This window comes from Trinickia violacea (assembly GCF_005280735.1).
Lineage (GTDB): Bacteria > Pseudomonadota > Gammaproteobacteria > Burkholderiales > Burkholderiaceae > Trinickia_A > Trinickia_A violacea.
On record NZ_CP040077.1, the window covers coordinates 3,010,242 to 3,027,303 of the forward strand.

At 64.9% G+C, this 17,062-nt stretch carries 19 protein-coding genes and 1 tRNA gene; 11 read left to right on the plus strand and 9 right to left on the minus strand.

What is annotated here, in order from left to right:
* Positions 1–20: 20 nt before the first annotated feature.
* From FAZ95_RS13590 to FAZ95_RS13600, 3 genes are all read right to left on the minus strand, one after another.
* Positions 21–242, minus strand: coding sequence for a hypothetical protein (locus FAZ95_RS13590; RefSeq protein ID WP_137332935.1), 222 nt, complete (start codon positions 240–242; stop codon positions 21–23).
* A 48-nt stretch (positions 243–290) separates the two neighbouring features.
* Positions 291–365: transfer RNA gene (locus FAZ95_RS13595), tRNA-Arg, on the minus strand.
* 95 nt (positions 366–460) lie between these two features.
* Positions 461–1,291 carry an undecaprenyl-diphosphate phosphatase gene (locus tag FAZ95_RS13600; RefSeq protein ID WP_137332936.1) on the minus strand — a complete coding sequence of 277 codons (831 nt, stop codon included), beginning with the start codon at positions 1,289–1,291 and terminating at the stop codon, positions 461–463.
* A gap of 67 nt (positions 1,292–1,358) precedes the next feature.
* Between FAZ95_RS13600 and FAZ95_RS13605 the strand changes: the two genes are divergently transcribed.
* The 3 genes from FAZ95_RS13605 (at position 1,359) to FAZ95_RS13615 (ending at position 3,735) form a co-directional block, all read left to right on the plus strand.
* Positions 1,359–1,751, plus strand: coding sequence for a hypothetical protein (locus tag FAZ95_RS13605; protein WP_137332937.1), 393 nt, complete (start codon positions 1,359–1,361; stop codon positions 1,749–1,751).
* A 121-nt stretch (positions 1,752–1,872) separates the two neighbouring features.
* Positions 1,873–2,790 (plus strand): aldose epimerase family protein, encoded by a 918-nt coding sequence (locus FAZ95_RS13610; protein ID WP_137332938.1) that lies wholly within the window; start codon positions 1,873–1,875, stop codon positions 2,788–2,790.
* Positions 2,791–3,003: 213 nt separating this feature from the next.
* Positions 3,004–3,735: a peptidoglycan DD-metalloendopeptidase family protein gene (locus FAZ95_RS13615; protein ID WP_175425594.1), complete on the plus strand. Its 732-nt coding sequence runs from the start codon at positions 3,004–3,006 to the stop codon at positions 3,733–3,735.
* On the opposite strand, the gene FAZ95_RS13620 is transcribed toward FAZ95_RS13615, so the two are convergent.
* Positions 3,717–3,980, minus strand: a complete 264-nt coding sequence (locus FAZ95_RS13620; protein ID WP_137332940.1) for a hypothetical protein — start codon at positions 3,978–3,980, stop codon at positions 3,717–3,719. The two genes, FAZ95_RS13615 and FAZ95_RS13620, sit on opposite strands and share 19 nt — an antisense overlap.
* A 629-nt stretch (positions 3,981–4,609) precedes the next feature.
* Between FAZ95_RS13620 and FAZ95_RS13625 the strand changes: the two genes are divergently transcribed.
* From FAZ95_RS13625 to FAZ95_RS13635, 3 genes are all read left to right on the plus strand, one after another.
* Complete coding sequence (locus FAZ95_RS13625) at positions 4,610–6,244, plus strand: acyl-CoA synthetase (protein ID WP_137332941.1); 1,635 nt, start codon at positions 4,610–4,612, stop codon at positions 6,242–6,244.
* Between the two features lie 47 nt (positions 6,245–6,291).
* Positions 6,292–6,612, plus strand: coding sequence for a DUF2288 domain-containing protein (locus FAZ95_RS13630; protein WP_137332942.1), 321 nt, complete (start codon positions 6,292–6,294; stop codon positions 6,610–6,612).
* 73 nt (positions 6,613–6,685) lie between these two features.
* A complete protein-coding gene (locus FAZ95_RS13635) occupies positions 6,686–8,050 on the plus strand; it encodes an MATE family efflux transporter (RefSeq protein WP_254699912.1) in 1,365 nt (454 codons plus the stop codon).
* Between the two features lie 90 nt (positions 8,051–8,140).
* On the opposite strand, the gene FAZ95_RS39300 is transcribed toward FAZ95_RS13635, so the two are convergent.
* Complete coding sequence (locus tag FAZ95_RS39300; protein ID WP_175425595.1) at positions 8,141–8,302, minus strand: membrane lipoprotein lipid attachment site-containing protein; 162 nt, start codon at positions 8,300–8,302, stop codon at positions 8,141–8,143.
* 167 nt (positions 8,303–8,469) lie between these two features.
* On the opposite strand from FAZ95_RS39300, the gene FAZ95_RS39305 reads away from it, so the two are divergent.
* Together FAZ95_RS39305 and FAZ95_RS13640 are read left to right on the plus strand one after the other, a co-directional pair.
* Positions 8,470–8,643 carry a hypothetical protein gene (locus FAZ95_RS39305; RefSeq protein ID WP_175425596.1) on the plus strand — a complete coding sequence of 58 codons (174 nt, stop codon included), beginning with the start codon at positions 8,470–8,472 and terminating at the stop codon, positions 8,641–8,643.
* A gap of 376 nt (positions 8,644–9,019) precedes the next feature.
* Entirely contained in the window at positions 9,020–9,955 is a 936-nt protein-coding gene (locus FAZ95_RS13640) for a sulfonate ABC transporter substrate-binding protein (RefSeq protein ID WP_254699698.1), read from the plus strand.
* Positions 9,956–10,004: 49 nt separating this feature from the next.
* On the opposite strand, the gene FAZ95_RS13645 is transcribed toward FAZ95_RS13640, so the two are convergent.
* The 3 genes from FAZ95_RS13645 to FAZ95_RS13655 all read right to left on the minus strand — a co-directional run bounded on the left by FAZ95_RS13645 (position 10,005) and on the right by FAZ95_RS13655 (position 12,522).
* Entirely contained in the window at positions 10,005–10,295 is a 291-nt protein-coding gene (locus FAZ95_RS13645) for a hypothetical protein (RefSeq protein ID WP_137332945.1), read from the minus strand.
* 164 nt (positions 10,296–10,459) lie between these two features.
* Complete coding sequence (locus tag FAZ95_RS13650; protein WP_137332946.1) at positions 10,460–11,998, minus strand: glycosyltransferase family 2 protein; 1,539 nt, start codon at positions 11,996–11,998, stop codon at positions 10,460–10,462.
* The gene (locus FAZ95_RS13655; RefSeq protein WP_437437741.1) at positions 11,995–12,522 is read right to left on the minus strand and encodes a cytochrome b; all 528 of its coding nucleotides are present in this window, start codon (positions 12,520–12,522) and stop codon (positions 11,995–11,997) included. Before FAZ95_RS13655 ends, FAZ95_RS13650 begins: the two co-directional genes overlap by 4 nt.
* Positions 12,523–12,961: 439 nt before the next feature.
* On the opposite strand from FAZ95_RS13655, the gene FAZ95_RS13660 reads away from it, so the two are divergent.
* Positions 12,962–13,528, plus strand: a complete 567-nt coding sequence (locus tag FAZ95_RS13660; protein WP_137332948.1) for a phasin family protein — start codon at positions 12,962–12,964, stop codon at positions 13,526–13,528.
* Positions 13,529–13,748: 220 nt separating this feature from the next.
* On the opposite strand, the gene FAZ95_RS13665 is transcribed toward FAZ95_RS13660, so the two are convergent.
* Complete coding sequence (locus FAZ95_RS13665) at positions 13,749–14,540, minus strand: response regulator (RefSeq protein ID WP_137332949.1); 792 nt, start codon at positions 14,538–14,540, stop codon at positions 13,749–13,751.
* 176 nt (positions 14,541–14,716) lie between these two features.
* Between FAZ95_RS13665 and FAZ95_RS13670 the strand changes: the two genes are divergently transcribed.
* Both FAZ95_RS13670 and FAZ95_RS13675 read left to right on the plus strand, forming a co-directional pair.
* The gene (locus FAZ95_RS13670) at positions 14,717–16,240 is read left to right on the plus strand and encodes an ATP-binding protein (protein ID WP_137332950.1); all 1,524 of its coding nucleotides are present in this window, start codon (positions 14,717–14,719) and stop codon (positions 16,238–16,240) included.
* Entirely contained in the window at positions 16,233–16,970 is a 738-nt protein-coding gene (locus FAZ95_RS13675) for a response regulator (protein WP_137332951.1), read from the plus strand. Before FAZ95_RS13670 ends, FAZ95_RS13675 begins: the two co-directional genes overlap by 8 nt.
* Positions 16,971–17,062 lie beyond the last annotated feature (92 nt).

A 17,062-nucleotide genomic window follows, 5' to 3' on the forward strand; every position in this document is an offset into this window, starting at 1 on the left:
CGCGTGCGCGCCGGCGCCGGTCAACGGTCAAGCCATGCATCCAGCCCGATGCGGAATGCCACAGCGACGATGACCGGAAGCGTCATCATCATGACGATGCCGTAGTTGTCGACCATATCGCCGTACATAATCGGCCCATAGAGAACCACAGCGCCGACGGCGATCAGCGCCACGATGCCCGCGACGACGGTCAGGAGGTTGCGCGTCACAATGGAGACGCGCTTCGGATTTCGTTTGCTCATTGCGATCTTTGTGTCTTGAGCAATGACGGCAAGCGTGAGGAAAATGTTTGGCCCCCCCACGAGGAATCGAACCTCGATTTCAGGTTTAGAAGACCCGTGTTCTATCCGTTGAACTATGGGGAGGCGAAGCTGAAATTTTAAAGCGGACCGGATAATTGCGCCGGGGGCCGCGATTATAACCGATCCCCTCCCCGGCCCTTGCCATGCCCGCGCGTCGCTTAGACCGGCTGTGCGTGCATCATGAACCAGCCGAAGCAAAGCGCGCCCGCGATGATGCAATAGATGCCGAACGTCGCGAGGCGGCCGCGGCCCTCGAAATAGCGCATCAGGAAGCGCACGCTCAAATACGCTGCAATCGCGGTCAGCACGCCGCCGAGGAACGCATCGGCGAGTTGCTGCGGCGCGTGAAAGAGCTTCGGCACTTCGAGCAGGCCCGCCGCGAAAATGATCGGCGTGCCGAGCAGGAACGCGAATTCGGCGGCCTTCTCGGCCGTCAGGCCGGCCGCATTGCCGGCGATCATCGTCAAGCCGCTGCGCGAGAAGCCCGGAATCAGCGCGCCCACTTGTGCGAGACCGACCAGGAACGCCTGCTTGAACGTGAGCTTTTCCGGTGCGCGATGCGCGCGAGCGCGTTGCAGGCGGTCGCCGAGCCACAGCAGCACGCCGTTGACGATCAGCGCGAGCGCGACGATGCGCAAATCGTGAAAGATCCGCTCGAGACGCTTTTCAAGGATGAGGCCCACGAGGCCCGCCGGAATCGTCCCGATGATGAGCGCCCACATCATGTGGCCGTCATCGCTGCGGCGCCCGGCAAACGTGCCGAACCAGCCGCCGATCAGCGCGACCCAGCGCTTCCGGAAGTACCACAGCAGCGCGAGCGCGGTACCGAGGTGGAGCGCAACCAGAAAGGGCAGCAATTGCGGCGCGTGTGCGTCGATGTGCATGCCGAACAGCGCGGGGGCGAGCAGCGTATGTCCGAGACTGCTGACGGGAAAGAGCTCGGTGACGCCCTGCAGCACGCTCAAGAAGATCAAAAACCAGAGACTCACGCGTCGGTCCTTTTCGATGGGGAGGGATGGAAAAATCGAGACGTGGCGCGCACGGCGCCGATGCCCGGTGGCGCAACGATTATGCCTACGGGCAGCGGACACGCCAAGTTTTCAGGATTTTTTCTCGATTTTTTTGCGGCAGTGCGTCAGCGGCGCGGCGCGCTATCGGCGTGCGCTCATGCGCACTTCCGGGCGATCAGGCGGGTGCGAAGCAACGCCGGATGCGAAAAAGGTAGAAACGGGCGGAAAAAAAGCGCCGGTGCCGGCGCTCGAGATTCGACGCTCGTCTGCGGCGCTTGTCGCTGCAGCGGAGCGCGTGCTCTGGGCTCGCGCGCCGTTAGCGCGCGAACTTGTAGAAGAAAACCACAGTGCTGGCGGTGAACATGCCGAACAGAGCGAGGCCCATTGCCATGGCGATATCCATGCGTCCTCCTTCGAAAGTGGGTGGCGCGGCAAATAATGCCGGCCCAGGTTCGGCATTATCCGGAAACGCGACCGTTGCAACACCCGCAGTTTCCCGATCAAGGGTTTCTCCGTAACATAGGGCGGCGCAAAATTACCTTTTCCCGGCTCATCCGACCATGCCCCAATTCCAGCAGCAGGACATCCTCGAAATCACGCAAGGCGACGCGCTCTTGCGCATCGCGCCCCAGGCCGGCGGCCGGCTGCTGTCGTGGCAAATCGGCGGCGTGCCGGTCATCCACTGGCCGGATTCGGCCGACTGGAGCCAGCCGGCCAGGATTCGCGGCGGTAACCCTCTGCTGTTCCCGTTCCTTGGCCGCCATCGCGTGGACGGCCGGATCGGCGAATGGCGCGACCCGGCGGGCGTCGTGCGCGAACTGCCGATGCACGGCTTTGCGCGCGACCTGCCGTTTGCGGCCACGCTCGACGCCGACGGCCACGGCGTAAGCATGACGCTCACCGACACCGAGGCGACCCGCGCCGCGTACCCGTTCGCTTTCCGCTTCGAAGCCGCCTACCGGCTCGTGGACCCACAGACGCTGGATGTCGAATTGACCGTCGCGAACCTCGGCGACGCACCGCTGCCCCACTACGCCGGCCACCATTTCTATTTCGCGCAGCCGCACGCGCTGCGCGGCGAGACGACCGTGGAACTGCCGCCCACCTCGCGCCGGCACCAGGAAGCCGACGGCTCGATCAGCGCCCCGACGCCGGGCGAGCCGTCCTACACGCTCGACGATCCGCGCATCCATGATCGCTTCCATTGTCTGAGCGGCGTGCCTGCGCGGCCGGTGCGCCTTGTCTCGCCGAGTCTTCGCCGCGTCGTCGAGATCGATCTGCAGCGCCCCGGCTCGGTGCCGTGGTACGCCGTGACGACCTGGACCGAGGCGGACACGTCGGATTTCTATTGCGTCGAGCCGTGGCTCGGGCTGCCCGACGCGATCCACAACGGTCTCGGGCTGCGCTGGCTGGCTCCCGGCAAGACGGAAACCGCGGCGCTGCGCATCGCGGTCTCCTTCGAACCGGAAGGCCGGTGAGCCAGGCTTCGGCATGAAGCCCGCACGGCATCGCACACGGGGGCTCGACGTGCGATCGAGGGCGTGAATGGACCGCTAATCGCGCTTCGTCGACTGCGCCAAACGGGGTGCGCAAGCCGAAGCCGTTAAAATTAGACGTTTTGTACCTGCTGTGAGGAAACTTCGAGGAAGCCTCTCGGGGAAACCACTCTCGGCAGCGCTTTGCGAGGTTCAATGTTGAGAAGAAAAATAACGCGGCTCGTCTGCGCGTCGCTTGTCGCAGCACTGGCCGCTTGCGGTTCGGCACCTGTCGGACCGGGGTTCTATCGGGTCGAGCGCGGCGATACGGTTTCGAAGATCGCCCGCAGCAACCGTCAGTCCGTCCAGAACATCGTCCGCTGGAACAACCTGCCCAACCCGGATGCGATCGAGGTCGGCCAGGTGCTGCGCGTCGAGCCGCCGGCCAATTCCGCCACGGCGAGCGGTTCCTCGGGCCGCGCGTCGAACAGTGCGTCGACCGGCAGCTCCGGCAGCACGCGCCCGAGCGGCGCAAGTTCGTCGTCGAGCGCGGCGGCCGCGCCTGCGGTGAAGCCCGCGACCAGCATCGCGCTCGTGTGGCCGGCACCCGGCAAGGTTGCGCGCGGGTTCGACGGCGTCAACTCGAAAGGCATCGACATCGTCAATATGGCCGGCACGCCGGTCGTCGCGGCCGCGACCGGGACCGTCGTCTATGCGGGCAATGGATTGCGCGGCTACGGCAACCTGCTGATCGTGAAGCACAACGCCGACTTCCTGACGGCTTACGCGCACAACCGCACGCTCTTCGTCAAAGAAGGCCAGCAAGTTTCACAAGGGGAAAAGATCGCGGAGATGGGCGACACCGACAACGATCGCGTCGCGTTGCACTTCGAACTGCGTTACGGCGGGCGCTCGATCGATCCGACGCGCTACCTGCCCGCGCGCTGACAGAAACCGGCGCCGGCCTCGTCGGAGGCGTACGCCTCTTCTGACGACACATCGAGCGGCCAGCTCGGCGCCACAACCGGACGGGATGCCCCCCCATAGAGGGCGCTTCCAAGCTGCGCGTCGCTGCGCCGGGCGTCGCTACGCTTGCGCAGCCGGCCCGACAACGGGTCGACTCGCCGCGCGAACGCGAACAGCAAAATCAAGGCGAGCGGGCACATGCCCACGACGATCAAGAGCAGTCGCATAGCGATCTCGAACTTGGAATCCGTCGCATCATACGCGCGTATCGGAAACGGCATACGCTTGCCGCTAGTCGGCCTCCACTAGCGGGTGCAGCTTTGCATGGGACCCAAGTAAGCGCTGAAGCGCCAACTTGGGTCGACACAAAAAAAGCCCGGCGTGGCCGGGCTAACGGGGGTTCGGCGCATATAGGCAAAGGACCGGTTCACCATGCGCCGAGAACCAATCTAACAACGCTCTAAAGCGTCGGCAATGGATTAACGCTCGATAATCGAGAATCGGCGCATGAAGCAGGAGGAATGTCCGAGAAATGCGAGTCGATTATCGATGCGAAAGATCGATAGACCTCGGAAAGAACGTTTGTCATATCAAATGTCAATCCGTGGCCGGGCTGGAGGCCGATACTGTGGACGATTTGGCGGCGCAGCCCCGCACGCGTAAAATCTGACGGATTGCACGAAACTGGCTGCCGTACGATATTTTCGCCTTTCCCATGAATATTAATATTCAATTCAGCGCGAAAGATTTCATCGGATAATTTGCAAAGTCATTCGAGAATTCGAGCGATATTGAGCAGCGGATTATCTTCATTCATTTCAAAATAACCGATAAAAGACGAGACGAGGTGACACCCATGCTTTGCCCCACCGACAGCTACGAACGGCTCATCGAAGGCTTCTCCTGGCAGATCCCCGAGCGCTACAACATCGGCGTGGACACGTGCGACAAATGGGCCGACGGCAGCGCCCGGCTCGCGCTGATCTACGAGAAGCACGACGGCGCGCAAACCCGCTATACGTTCGATGAGCTGAAATCGCTGTCGAACCGGCTCGCGAACAGCTTCGCGAGGCACGGCGTCGCGCGCGGCGAGCGCGTCGGCATCTTCCTGCCGCAGACGCCCGAAACCGCCCTCGCCCATCTGGCTGCCTACAAGCTCGGCGCGATCGCCGTGCCGCTCTTCGCGCTGTTCGGGGTCGAAGCGCTGCAATACCGGCTGTCGAACAGCGGCGCGGTCGCGCTCGTGACCGACCGCCAAGGGCTCGAGAAAATCGCGTCGATCCGCGCGGCGCTGCCAGAGCTGAAGAGCGTTTATTGCATCGACGCCGATCCCTCGGACGGCGGTACGGCAGGCGTCCAAGCGTTCTGGCCCGCACTGCAAAGCGAGTCCGATGCGTTCGAACCGGTCGATACCGCCGCCGACGATCCGGCCGTGATCATTTACACCTCGGGCACGACCGGCAAACCGAAGGGCGCGCTGCACGGCCACCGCGTGCTGCTCGGCCACCTGCCCGGCGTCGAGATGCCGCAAGCGTTCTTCCCCGCAGGCGCCAAGCTGTTCTGGACGCCGGCAGACTGGGCCTGGATCGGCGGCTTGCTCGACGTGCTCTTGCCCGCGTGGCACCACGGCGTGCCCGTGCTCGCGCGGCGCTTCGAGAAGTTCGACGCCGATGCCGCCTTCGACCTGATGGCGCGCCACGGCGTCACGCACACGTTCCTGCCGCCCACCGCGTTGAAGATGATGCGCACCGTCGAGCGTCCGGCCGAGCGCTACCGCCTCGCTTTGCGCGCGGTCGCGAGCGGCGGCGAATCGCTCGGCGAGGAGCTGATCGAATGGGGCCGCGCGGCGCTCAACGTCACGATCAACGAGTTCTACGGGCAGACCGAGTGCAACGTCGTGCTCAGTTCGTGCGCGACACTGTTCGAGCCGCGCATCGGCTCGATCGGCAAGGCGGCGCCGGGCCACGAGGTCGCGATCGTCGACGACGCCGGCCGCGTGCTGCCGCACGGCACCGAGGGCAACATCGGCATCCGCGCGCCCGACCCCGTGATGTTCCTCGGCTACTGGCGCAACCCCGAGGCGACGCGCGAAAAGTTCGCGGGCGACTATCTCGTGACCGGCGACATCGGCGTGATGGACGATGACGGTTTCGTGCGCTTCGTCGGGCGCAACGACGACGTGATCACCAGCGCGGGCTACCGCATCGGCCCGGGCCCGATCGAGGACTGCCTGCTCGGTCATCCGGCCGTCCGCATGGCGGCCGTGGTCGGCATGCCGGACGAGACGCGTACCGAGATTGTCAAGGCGTTCATCGTGCTGAACGCGGGCTTCGAGCCCGGCGACGCGCTCGTGCGCGAGATCCAGACGCACGTGAAGACACGCCTCGCCGCGCATGAATATCCGCGCGAAATCGCCTTCGTCGACAGCCTGCCGATGACCGCGACCGGCAAGATCATCCGCCGTGAACTGCGCAGCGCCAAAGCGCCTTGACCGATGGTTTATAGTTACGCCCGCTCGTCATACACCACGCACATTCGATGACTTCCCCCGATACATCCGGCGCGGGCGCCCATAGCCCGCTCTACATGAAGCTGCTCGCCGAAACCGCCAAGATCGGCTGGTCCGAGCTCGAACGGTTCTTCGCGCGCGGCGTGCTGCTGCGCGTGGCGCGCGACCTCGATCTGGTGAGCGTGGCCGAAGCCATCGCCAACGACGACACCACGCAAGTCGCGCAGTGGCTGGCCGCCGGGCTCGTCGAGCGCGTGCAGACCGAGACCGCCACCGATTTCTCGGCGCGCGACCCTGACCTGTGGGCGGTCGTCGTGTCGCCGTGGGTGTGCGTGCAGGAACGCGGCTAGGCACGCCCGCGTGAGCCCGTCCCCCCGCTCTGCCGATTCCGCAGACGAGTCTCGACCCGAGTCCGCGCGAGGCGTGGCGGACCACGCCGCTCACACGTTGCCGACACGCTGGCATCGCCGCGTGCTGACGCTCGCGTTCCCGATCGTTCTCGCGAATCTCACGCAGCCGCTGTTGTCGGCCGTCGATACCGCCGTCGCCGGGCATCTGGACGGCGCCGCCTATCTCGGCGGCGTGGCGCTCGGCGGGCTCTTTTTCAGCTTCGTGTTCTGGAGTTTCGGCTTTCTGCGGATGGGTACGACCGGGCTCGTCGCGCAGGCGTTCGGCGCGCAAGACCACGCCGGGCTGCGCTCGAACGTCGTGCGCGCGCTCATGCTCGCGTTCGCGATCGGCGCCGCCGTGCTCGCGCTGCAAACGCCGCTGATCCGCTATGCGCTCGCCGCGCTCGGCGGCAGCGATGCCGTGCGTGAAAACGCCGCCGCCTATTGCCACGCGCGCATCTGGGCCGCGCCGCTCGCGCTGGCGAACTACGTCGTGCTCGGCTACCTGCTCGGCGCGCAGCGCGTGCGTCTGGCGCTGATCACGCAAGTCTTCATCAACGCCGTCAACATCGTCGCCGTGCTGCTGTACGTGTACGCGTTCGACTGGGGCGTCGCGGGCATGGGCGCGGCCACGGCGACCGCCGACGCCTGCGGCTTCGTGCTCGGCGCGTTCATCCTGTGGCAGTTGCGCCCGCGCGGCTTGCCCGCGCTCGACGCCGCGTCGCTGCTGGACACGGCCACGCTCAAGCGTCTCGTCGCGATCAACCGCGACATCTTCATTCGCACGCTGTGCCTGCTCGCGTCGTTCGGCTGGTTCGCGCACGTCGGCGCCCAGGAAGGCGACGCGACGCTCGCCGCGAACGCGCTGCTGCTCAACTTCCAGACCTTCATGGCGTTCGGACTCGACGGCTTCGCGCACGCCGCCGAAGCGCTCGTCGGCGCGGCGCTCGGCGCAAGGAATCGCGACGCGTTCAGGAAGGCGGTCAAGGTCACGCTGTTGTGGTCGGTGCTCGGCGCGCTCGCGTTCTCGCTCGTTTATTGGGGCGCGGGCGTGTGGATCATCGAGCGGCTGACCGATCAGGCCCCCGTGCGCGCCGCCGCCGAGCGCTATCTGCCGTGGGCGGCGCTCTCGCCCGTGATCTCGGTGTGGAGCTTCTTGCTTGACGGCGTGTTCATCGGCGCCACGCAAACGCGCGACATGATGAAATCGATGGCGATGTCGTTCGCGATGTTCATGACCGCGTCGTGGCTGCTCGCCGGGCCGCTCGGCAACCACGGCCTGTGGCTCGCGCTCACGATCTTCATGGCCGCCCGCGGCGTGACGCTCGCCGCCTATTTGCCGCGTCTTTCCACCTATTTCGGCGAGATGCGCTCACAGAATCTGCCGGCCGCGACCTGAGCTTTGCGGGCGGCGCGAACCCCGCGCGAACCTAACGCGCCTCGCTGCATTCGCGATCCGACCCCGGCGCCATCCGTGCGCCTGTCGCCGTTATTGCGGCGCTGCGGGCGTGTCGATCATCGCGGGCGGCCGGTCGTCGGTCGGCACGCCGTGGTAGTCAGGCGGATCTTGCGGCGGCTTGCCGTGATGAGGGGCGTCGACGCAGCCCGCGACCATCGTCGCGAGCAAGAAAGCAAAGGCAATGCGCTTCATGAAAGGTCCCGGATCGGATGAAGAACGGCAAAAAGAACGCGTGAGTCTAAATGAAAACGCTGGCCGGGATCGACTCGCCGCTTTCCGCGGTTTTTAACCCCATCACGATTTCCTCGCGCATGTCCTAAGATGTACGAGTGGCTGCAATCGCCAAAAAGGAGGCTGCCATGGATGCTGAATCGATCGCTGGCTTGGTCGGGCTCGGAGTGGGTCTGCTAGTGCTATTGGCACTCACGATCTTCGAATCGCGGTCGTACAAGCGCGAACACAACGGTGAAGGGATGCTGCATCACTGGCTCGCGGAGCATCACATGCTCGGTGGGCGGCGGACTAAGCACTGACGTTTCACTGTCTCGCATATTTCTGGGGTTGCATGCGCAGGCATGCAACCCCTTCGTCATGCCGGAAACGCGCGAAGCACTGGCACGCCAAGTCGCCGGGTGGGACGTTTCGCACTTGTTTCGCGCTTCGCCGCGCAACCGCCGTCGCGAGGCTCGGCTAGCCGCCGCGCGCGCGGTTAGCGGCAATTCGTAAAACCTTATCGGAAATCGTTGGTTTTCAGCCGGGCCGGCGGCCCGTAGATTCGGTGGTTTCGATACCGCGTCGCGCGCAACGTGTCTTTCACTCGCCGCGACGCCCAACCTCACGCGAGACCACCGCCCCATGAAACATGACACCCCCTCAAGCGTTGAGCGGAGAGCCTTGCTCAAGGCATCCATGGCAGCTGCCGCCGGCTTGCTGATCACGGGCACCGGCGCGCTCGCGCCGCTCGCCGCACGCGCCGACAACAGCGCCAAAGTGCTGCGCGTCGGCTATCAGAAGTACGGCACGCTGATTCTGCTGAAAGCGCGCGGCACGCTCGAAAAACGGCTTGCGCCGCTCGGCGTCACGGTCGAGTGGCGCGAGTTTCCAGCCGGGCCGCAATTGCTCGAAGGGCTGAACGCGGGCGCCGTCGACGTCGGCACCGTCGGCGAGACGCCGCCGATCTTCGCGCAAGCGGGCGGCGTCGATTTCGTCTACATCGGCAACGAGCCGCCCGCGCCCGCCGCCGAGGCGATCGTCGTCCCGCACAACTCGCCGCTCAAAACCGTCGCCGATTTGCGCGGCAAGCGCGTGGCGCTCAACCGCGGCTCGAACGTCCACTTTCTGCTCGTGCGCGCGCTCGAAAAGGCGGGCGTCAAATACACGGAGATCCAGCCGAGCTACCTCACGCCGTCCGATGCGCGCGCGGCGTTCACGCAGGGCGGCGTCGATGCGTGGGTGATCTGGGACCCCTACTTCGCCGCCATCCAGCATCAGGAAAACGCACGCGTGCTGACCGACGGGACCGGGTTGGTGAAGAACCTGCAGTACTACGTCGCCACGCGCAGCTACGCGACCGCGCAACCGGCGATCGTGAATGCGCTGCTCGACGAAATCGCGGCGCTCGACACGTGGAGCACGCAGCATCTCGCCGACGTATCGTCGCTATTGGCGGGACAAACGGGATTGGATGGCGCGACGGTCGACCTGGCGGTCAAGCGCACGACGTTCGGGGTGACTCGCATCACCGATGCCACGCTAGCCTATCAGCAGCAGATCGCCGATGCGTTCAGCGAACTCAAGCTGATTCCGAAGCCGTTGACCGTGGCCGAGGCGCGCTGGAAGGTATGAGGGCGGCAGCGCGTGCCGCCAAAGTGAGAGCCGCGCTACGGCAGCCGGCTTATTGGCTCTGCCAACGCGGCACGCATTCGAAGCGAAGATCGGCTTCGCGCGGGCTGAACCCGCGCACGCCGAACGTGCCGACATCGATCTCGTGCATCGCCTTGTCCTGCTCGGCGCAGAATTCCGTCGCATGGCCGACGCTCGCGTTCATCAGATGACGCCAGGAGACCAACGGATTGCTCGTCTTCGAGGTCACCGTGTAGCGCTCACGCGCCTCTTTCTGGATCGGGGAAACGCTGGTACACCCGCACAGGAGCAGGACAACGGACAGTGCGGTATAGGTCTTCATCGGCTAGGAGCGGTTGGATTTTGGCGATTCTGTCGTGCAGCTTGCAATTGTGCAAGCGGTTAGACGACTCATTCGGGCGCCATTGCGCCCGAATGAGAGCCAACGTTATATATCCGACCGATCAATCCAAGCCATAGGACAAATCCCAATGTCCCACGCCGCGATCACGGCGCCCCCGCGCCTCCTCCATCGTTCGCGACGAGCCCCGTGCGCTGCTGCGCGCCCCAGCTCCGGCGTCCGCTCAGAAAATGCACCCAGCCGAGCGCGGCGCCGGTGTGCCGCAACAGCTGGAAACTGAACGGCTCGGCGAGCGCCGCCAGGATCGCCATCGACAGATGCGAGCCCTGGCGATTAGCCGTCCAGCGCCGGTATAGATGCACGGACCAAAGGTGAAACGCGAGATCCACCACGATCTTCGCGAGGATCACGCCCGATACCGACAGCGCGACTCCGAGCCGCCCCGTGAACAGAAACATCAGCAGCAGAGCGAAGGCGGTGAGCCCATAAATCGGCTGCAGCGTATCGAATGCCTTCACCGGCATCATCAGCAGGCCGAGCGCGCCGTAGCGGCGATTGCCGGTGATGTCGCGGTTCCAGTACTGCGTCTGCAGGAATCCCGCGAACCAGCGGCGGCGCTGGCGCAGAAAGCTCGCCAGCGTGCCCGGCGCATCGGTATGCGCGCGCGCATCGCCGATCACGCGCACGCGCCACGTCAATCCGCTCTCGACCGCATGGCGGCGCAGGCGATGGATCAGTTCGTAGTCTTCGACGAGACACTGCGGGTCGAAGCCGCCGACCGTCAAGAGCGCTTCGCGCCGGAAGCACGCGAACGCGCCCGACACCAAGAGCAGGCTGTCCGCACGCATCCACGCAAACCGCGAGATGAAGTTGCGGATGTACTCGTAGGTCTGGAACCACTGGAAAAAGCGGCCGGCCGCATCCTTCGCGCAAAGCGGGGTAAGAATGCCGGTCGCGGCGACGAGCTCCCGTTCGGCGGCAAACGCGCGGCGCATCGCGGCGCACGCGTCCGGCTCGACGCGCGTGTCGGCGTCGACGGTCAGCACGATATCGGTATCGAGCGCCGTGATCGCCGCGTTCAACGCGCGCGCCTTGCCGGCATGCGGCACACGCAGCCAACGCAGCGACGGGAACCGCGAGCTCGGCGCGCTGAGCTGCCCCTCCGCCGGTTCGATCAAACCGTATTCACCGGCGAGCAAGGCTGCGGTGCCGTCGGTCGAACCGTCGTCGGCGATCACGATTTGCGCGGGCGCGGCCGTTTGTTCGAGCAGACCCTTGAGCGTCACGGGCAACACCGCCGCCTCGTTGTAGGCCGCAACGACGACACCGAGCGTCGGCAATGCCGATTGATCGATCGGGCTGTCGATTCGCGGCTTGAGCAACGGCAACGTCTTGAACGTGACGAAGGCCAAGAGCAGCGTGTCGTAGATCACGTACGCGATGCCGACCGACCACGCGACCACGCCGTGCAGCATGAATGCGCGCACGAAAAGCGTGATCCACAGGGCAAACACGCCACCGTGGATCAGCACGCTGACGAGCGGCGTGCCGCGCGGCGACACGCGTGGCGACAAGCGCGCGAAAGCGTCGTCGAGCGCGGCGCGGTCGGCGAACGCAGACTGCCGGCGCCGAGCGCGAGCGCGCTGCCGCTTCGGCGCAAAGGCCGGATGAGTGGGCGAACTCATGGCAGCATCCGGCGCAAAACCGATTCGCGATCGATCAGCTCATGCTTGAGCGCGCCGCCGATATGCAACGCGAGCACCGCGTACAGCACATAGCCGAACCACGTGTGGACGGCGCCGAGCACGTCGTGCATGTGCTCCTTGTAAGCGGGCTCCAGATTCATCACGAAGCCGATGCGCGGCCACGGCACGAGATGGAACAGCGTCATCGGATGGGTTGCCGCATCCTTCCACGCCGAATCGTGCAGCCAGCCCGACAGCGGCAGACCGATCATCAACACGTAGAGCAACAGATGCGCGGCATCCGCGCTTGCGCGTTCCCATGCGGGAAACGCCCTCGGCAACGGCGGCGGCCGGTGCGCGACGCGCCAGAGGATGCGCAGCAGCACGAGCCCCAGCACCGTGATGCCGATCGACTTGTGCGTGTCGATCACGGGGCGGATCCAGTCGTCGGGCAGGGAATCGGCCGAGAGGCCAAGCGCGACATTGCCGAGGATGCCCGCCGCGATCAGCCAGTGGAGAATCATCGCCGTGCGGCTATAGCGAATCAGTGGCTCGCCGTGATGCGGCGAACCGGTTTGGTGTTGAGTAAGCTCGGCTGGCGTGGTCATCTTTCGCGTGAATGAAGTGAAAGCAATCGTGGATTCAGTAAGTCGCCAGTCAGTTTCCAGGCAACTGTCCCGGAGAACGCGCGAGTCGAGTAGTTTATTCCCTAGTCACTGCGCGGTGATGGCACCCACAGGAAAGACGCTCCGGGATGTCACACATTCTTCACAAGACATTGTTTTACTGAGAAATTATCAATTTTGTGCGGCGCACAAAAAATACTTGACATGCCGCCGCGCTGTCCTAGAATGACGTTAATTGCTGCATCGCACAATGATTTGTGACATCAGCAATAGCCCCGTGCCAACGTCAACTCAACGAGGCCCACACCGTGTGGGCCCGTCCTCCAGGAGCGCAAACATGACCCTGCTCACGCCCGAGCAATTTTCCGCCGCCCAAAAGGCCAGCCTCGAAACCCTCTTCGGCCTGACGAACAAGGCTTTCGACGGTCTCGAAAAGCTGACCGAGCTGAATCTGCAAGTCGTGAAGTCGACGATCGCGGAAGGCCAGGAAAACGCGCAACGTGCGCTGTCGGCCAAGGACGCGCAGGAATTCCTCGCCCTGCAAGCCGGCATCGTGCAGCCGGCAGCGGAAAAGGTCCTGTCGTACAGCCGTCATCTGTATGAAATCGCATCGGCTACGCAAGCCGAATTCGCGCGCGCCGTCGAAGCGCAGTACGAAGATCAGAACCGCAAGGTGCAAGCGCTCGTCGACAACGTCGCGAAGAACGCGCCGGCCGGTTCCGAAACCGCTGTCGCGGTAATGAAGGCCGCGATCACCGCCGCCAACACGACGTACGAAACGGTCCAGAAGGCCACGAAGCAAGCCGTCGAAATCGCCGAAAGCAACTTCAACGCCGCCACCACGGCCGCGACGAAGGCTGCCGAGCAAGCCTCGCGCGCAAGCAAGAAGGCCGCTGCGGTTTAAGGGATTGCGCACCGCTGCCGCGCGGATGCAAGGCGCGCAGCGGTGCGTTCAGCGGGAAGCGCTGCGCAGTCGCGCTTTAAGTTAGGCGACTGCGCGGTCGAACGCTCCGATACGTTCAGCAGCGTATCGTTTGCCCGGCGAATGCCGGGAATTTTTTTATGCGGCGCGCTGCCTGTCGTCACTCGCTTCGCTCATGAGCGCCGTGTCCTGCCGCGATGTTTCACTGCATGACCGCGTCGTATCGAACAGCCTGACGCCGCGCGCCGTAGCGCCGCGGTTCCGCTTCGTCACAATCCACCGTGGCTGCGACCGTGTCATCGGGCACGAACACATAGCCTCGCCCCCGCATCGTCTGAATGTATTGGCGGCCGGCGGGAGACGTCCCCAGCGCCGTTCGAACGCGAAACACCAGCACGTCCAGCCCACGCTCGGCCTGGTCCGTCCCTTCCCTTCCCAGCATGCCGATGATCCGCGCGCGCGAAAGCGTCTTCATCGGATGCGCTGAGAAGATCTTCAGCAATGCGAATTCACTGGGCCTGAGCGCCACCTCGACACCGCCTCTGAAGAGGCGCCGGCCCAGAAAGTCGAGCGCGCAATCGCCGAACACGTATTGCTCTCGATAGACAGGCACAGCGAACCCCTCGCGATGATGACGGCGCAGTGCGTTGCGCACGCGCGCCAACAGCTCGATCGGGTCGAACGGATCGACGACATAGTCGTCCGCGCCGAGCTCGAAGGCGAGGATCTTGTCGACGACCTCGGTGGATCGGCTCACGATGATCACCGGCATGTCGTAGCCCGCCGCACGCAACGTTCTGAGCGCCGCCATGCCGTCGATGCCCGGCGCACCGTGCCGCAGCACGATCGCGGACGGCACCTCCACTTCGAGCCGCCTGACGAGCGACGTCGTGTCGTACAGCACCGACATGTCGACCTGATTCTTCTGCAGATGGGTGCGGAGTTCGTCGCGAATCGCCTGGTCAGGCTCTACGACAAGAAGGTGGGTGATCATCGCCTATGCGCTCTCATTCAACGGTTACCACATCGGCACCCATCATAGAGAGCAACTGTGCAGCGAAGATGGGGGAATTGCGGAGAAAATGTGAATCTTGCAACCGTGGCGTGCGCAGACATGGCGCACGCGCGAAAATACGGTCCGCCCTTCTGACCAAACGACCGGATCTGTGCATGAGAGTCGGCATCACCTCGAAACTCTTCTTCGCCATCTCGGCCGCCTGCATTCTGGTTGCGGTCGCGATGGGCGTCGCTGTGCGCTGGAGTTTCGAGCGCGGCTTTGTCGCCTACTTGAATGGGCAAAACGCAGCGGCTACCGCCAAGCTGACTAGCGAACTCGAACAACGCTACGTGCAGTACGGCAGCTGGGATTTCCTGCGTGACGATCCGAGCGCGTGGTATGCGCTGATCAAGAACATCCCGATGAGTCCCCGCGCCGACGATCCCGCCGCGCCGGGGCCGGACCACGCCGGCCCGCCTCCCCCGAATCGCGAATCCGCGGGCGGGACCCCGCCCGGCGACTTCGCGGGACCTCCACCGGGCGCCCCTCCTGGGCCGCCGCCCGGCATGACCCCGGGATCGGGCCCAGGCCCAGGCCCCGAACGCACGCCGCCGATGACGCTCTACGATGCCCAACTGCACCGCGTCGCGAGCAACGGACCGCCTCCGCCGCCCGACGCGCGCCGCAGTCCTTTGACGGTGGACGGCAAAGTGGTCGGCTGGCTATCGATCGCATCGCCGGAGAATCTCCTCTATGCCGCCGACCGTCAGTTCCAGGCGCAACAGGTGCGCGCAACGTGGATCATCGTGGGCTTCGCCGCGCTCCTCGCGGCCGGCGTCGCTATCGTGCTCGCCCGCCTCTTCCTCGCGCCGACGCGGCGCCTCGTGCTCGCCACGCACCGCCTCGCGAGCGGCGACTACGCGACGCGCGTGCCCGAAGCCGGCGGCGACGAACTCCATCAACTGGCGAGCGACTTCAACCGGCTCGCCACCTCGCTCGAAGCGGCCGAGCGCAGCCGGCGCGACTTCATCGCCGACATTTCGCACGAGCTGCGCACGCCGCTCGCGGTGCTGCGCGGCGAGCTGGAAGCGATCGAGGACGGCGTGCGCAGTCTCGATGCGACGACCCTCGCCTCGCTGCAATCCGAAGTCGCGATGCTGAGCCAGTTGATCGACGACTTATATGAGCTCTCGCTCGCCGATATCGGCGCGCTCTCGTTCGAGAAAGTACTGGTCAATGTCGCGCCGCTCGTCGAAGGCGCCGCCGAGACGTTCAGGGAACGGCTCGGCGCGAAAGACATCGCGCTGGAGACCGAATTCGGTACGGCGCCCGCGTTGATGTCTGCCGATCCGCACCGGCTCACGCAATTGATGAAGAACCTGCTCGAAAACTCGCTGCGCTACACGGACCCGGGCGGCAAAGTCCGCGTCGCCGTCACGGCCGAAGCGGAAGAACTGCGGATCGACGTGCAGGACTCCTATCCCGCCGTGCCCGAACCGTTGCTGCCGCATTTGTTCGACCGGCTCTTTCGCGTCGACGCCTCACGCAGCCGTCAAAGCGGCGGCGCCGGCTTAGGGCTGGCGCTGTGCCGGCATATCGTGCGCGAGCACGGCGGCACCATCACGGCCTCGCGTTCGCCGCTGGGCGGCCTGTGGATCATGGCCCGCTTTCCCACAATGAAACCACCCCATGACTGACCGTCCTTCGCGCCCTTCCATCCTGATCGTCGAAGACGAGCCCAAGCTGTCCGCGCTGCTCGCCGACTACCTGCGCACGGAGGGCTACGACCCGACGGTCATCGCTGACGGCCTCGCAGTCATCCCCTACTTGCGCACGCGAATGCCCGCGCTGGTTCTGCTCGACCTGATGCTGCCCGGACGCGGCGGACTCGAAATCTGCCGCGAATTGCGCACGTTTTCGAACGTGCCGGTGATCATCCTCACGGCGCGCGTCGACGAGATCGACCGGCTGCTCGGCCTCGAACTCGGCGCCGACGACTACGTGTGCAAGCCGTTCAGCCCGCGCGAGGTCGTGGCGAGGGTGAAGGCCATCCTGCGGCGCGTCGAGAACATCGAGAACGCGACGCGCACGGGCCAGCCAGCGCCGTCGCCGTTTGAGATCGACGTCGAACGTCATGTCGCGCGGCTCGACGACCGCGATCTCAATCTGACGCCGATCGAATTGCGCTTGCTGTCGCTGCTGCATTCGACGCCCGGCCGCATCTATCCGCGCGATCTTCTGCTGCGCAGCTTGTACGACGATCACCGCGTCGTCGCCGACCGCACGGTCGACACGCACGTCAAGAATCTGCGACGCAAGCTGCAGGCGGTGCGCCCGGAGCAGGACATGATCCGCTCGATCTACGGAGTCGGATACCGGCTCGAACGCGATCCGGCACAAAACGAAGCAGACGGTTCGAACGATTGAGGGTTAAGACGCTGTAACGATGCGGTGATGATCGCCCGACGGTCTTCCCCTAGATTGGGGGAAAGCGCGCCACTCGAAAAAACGCGCCATTC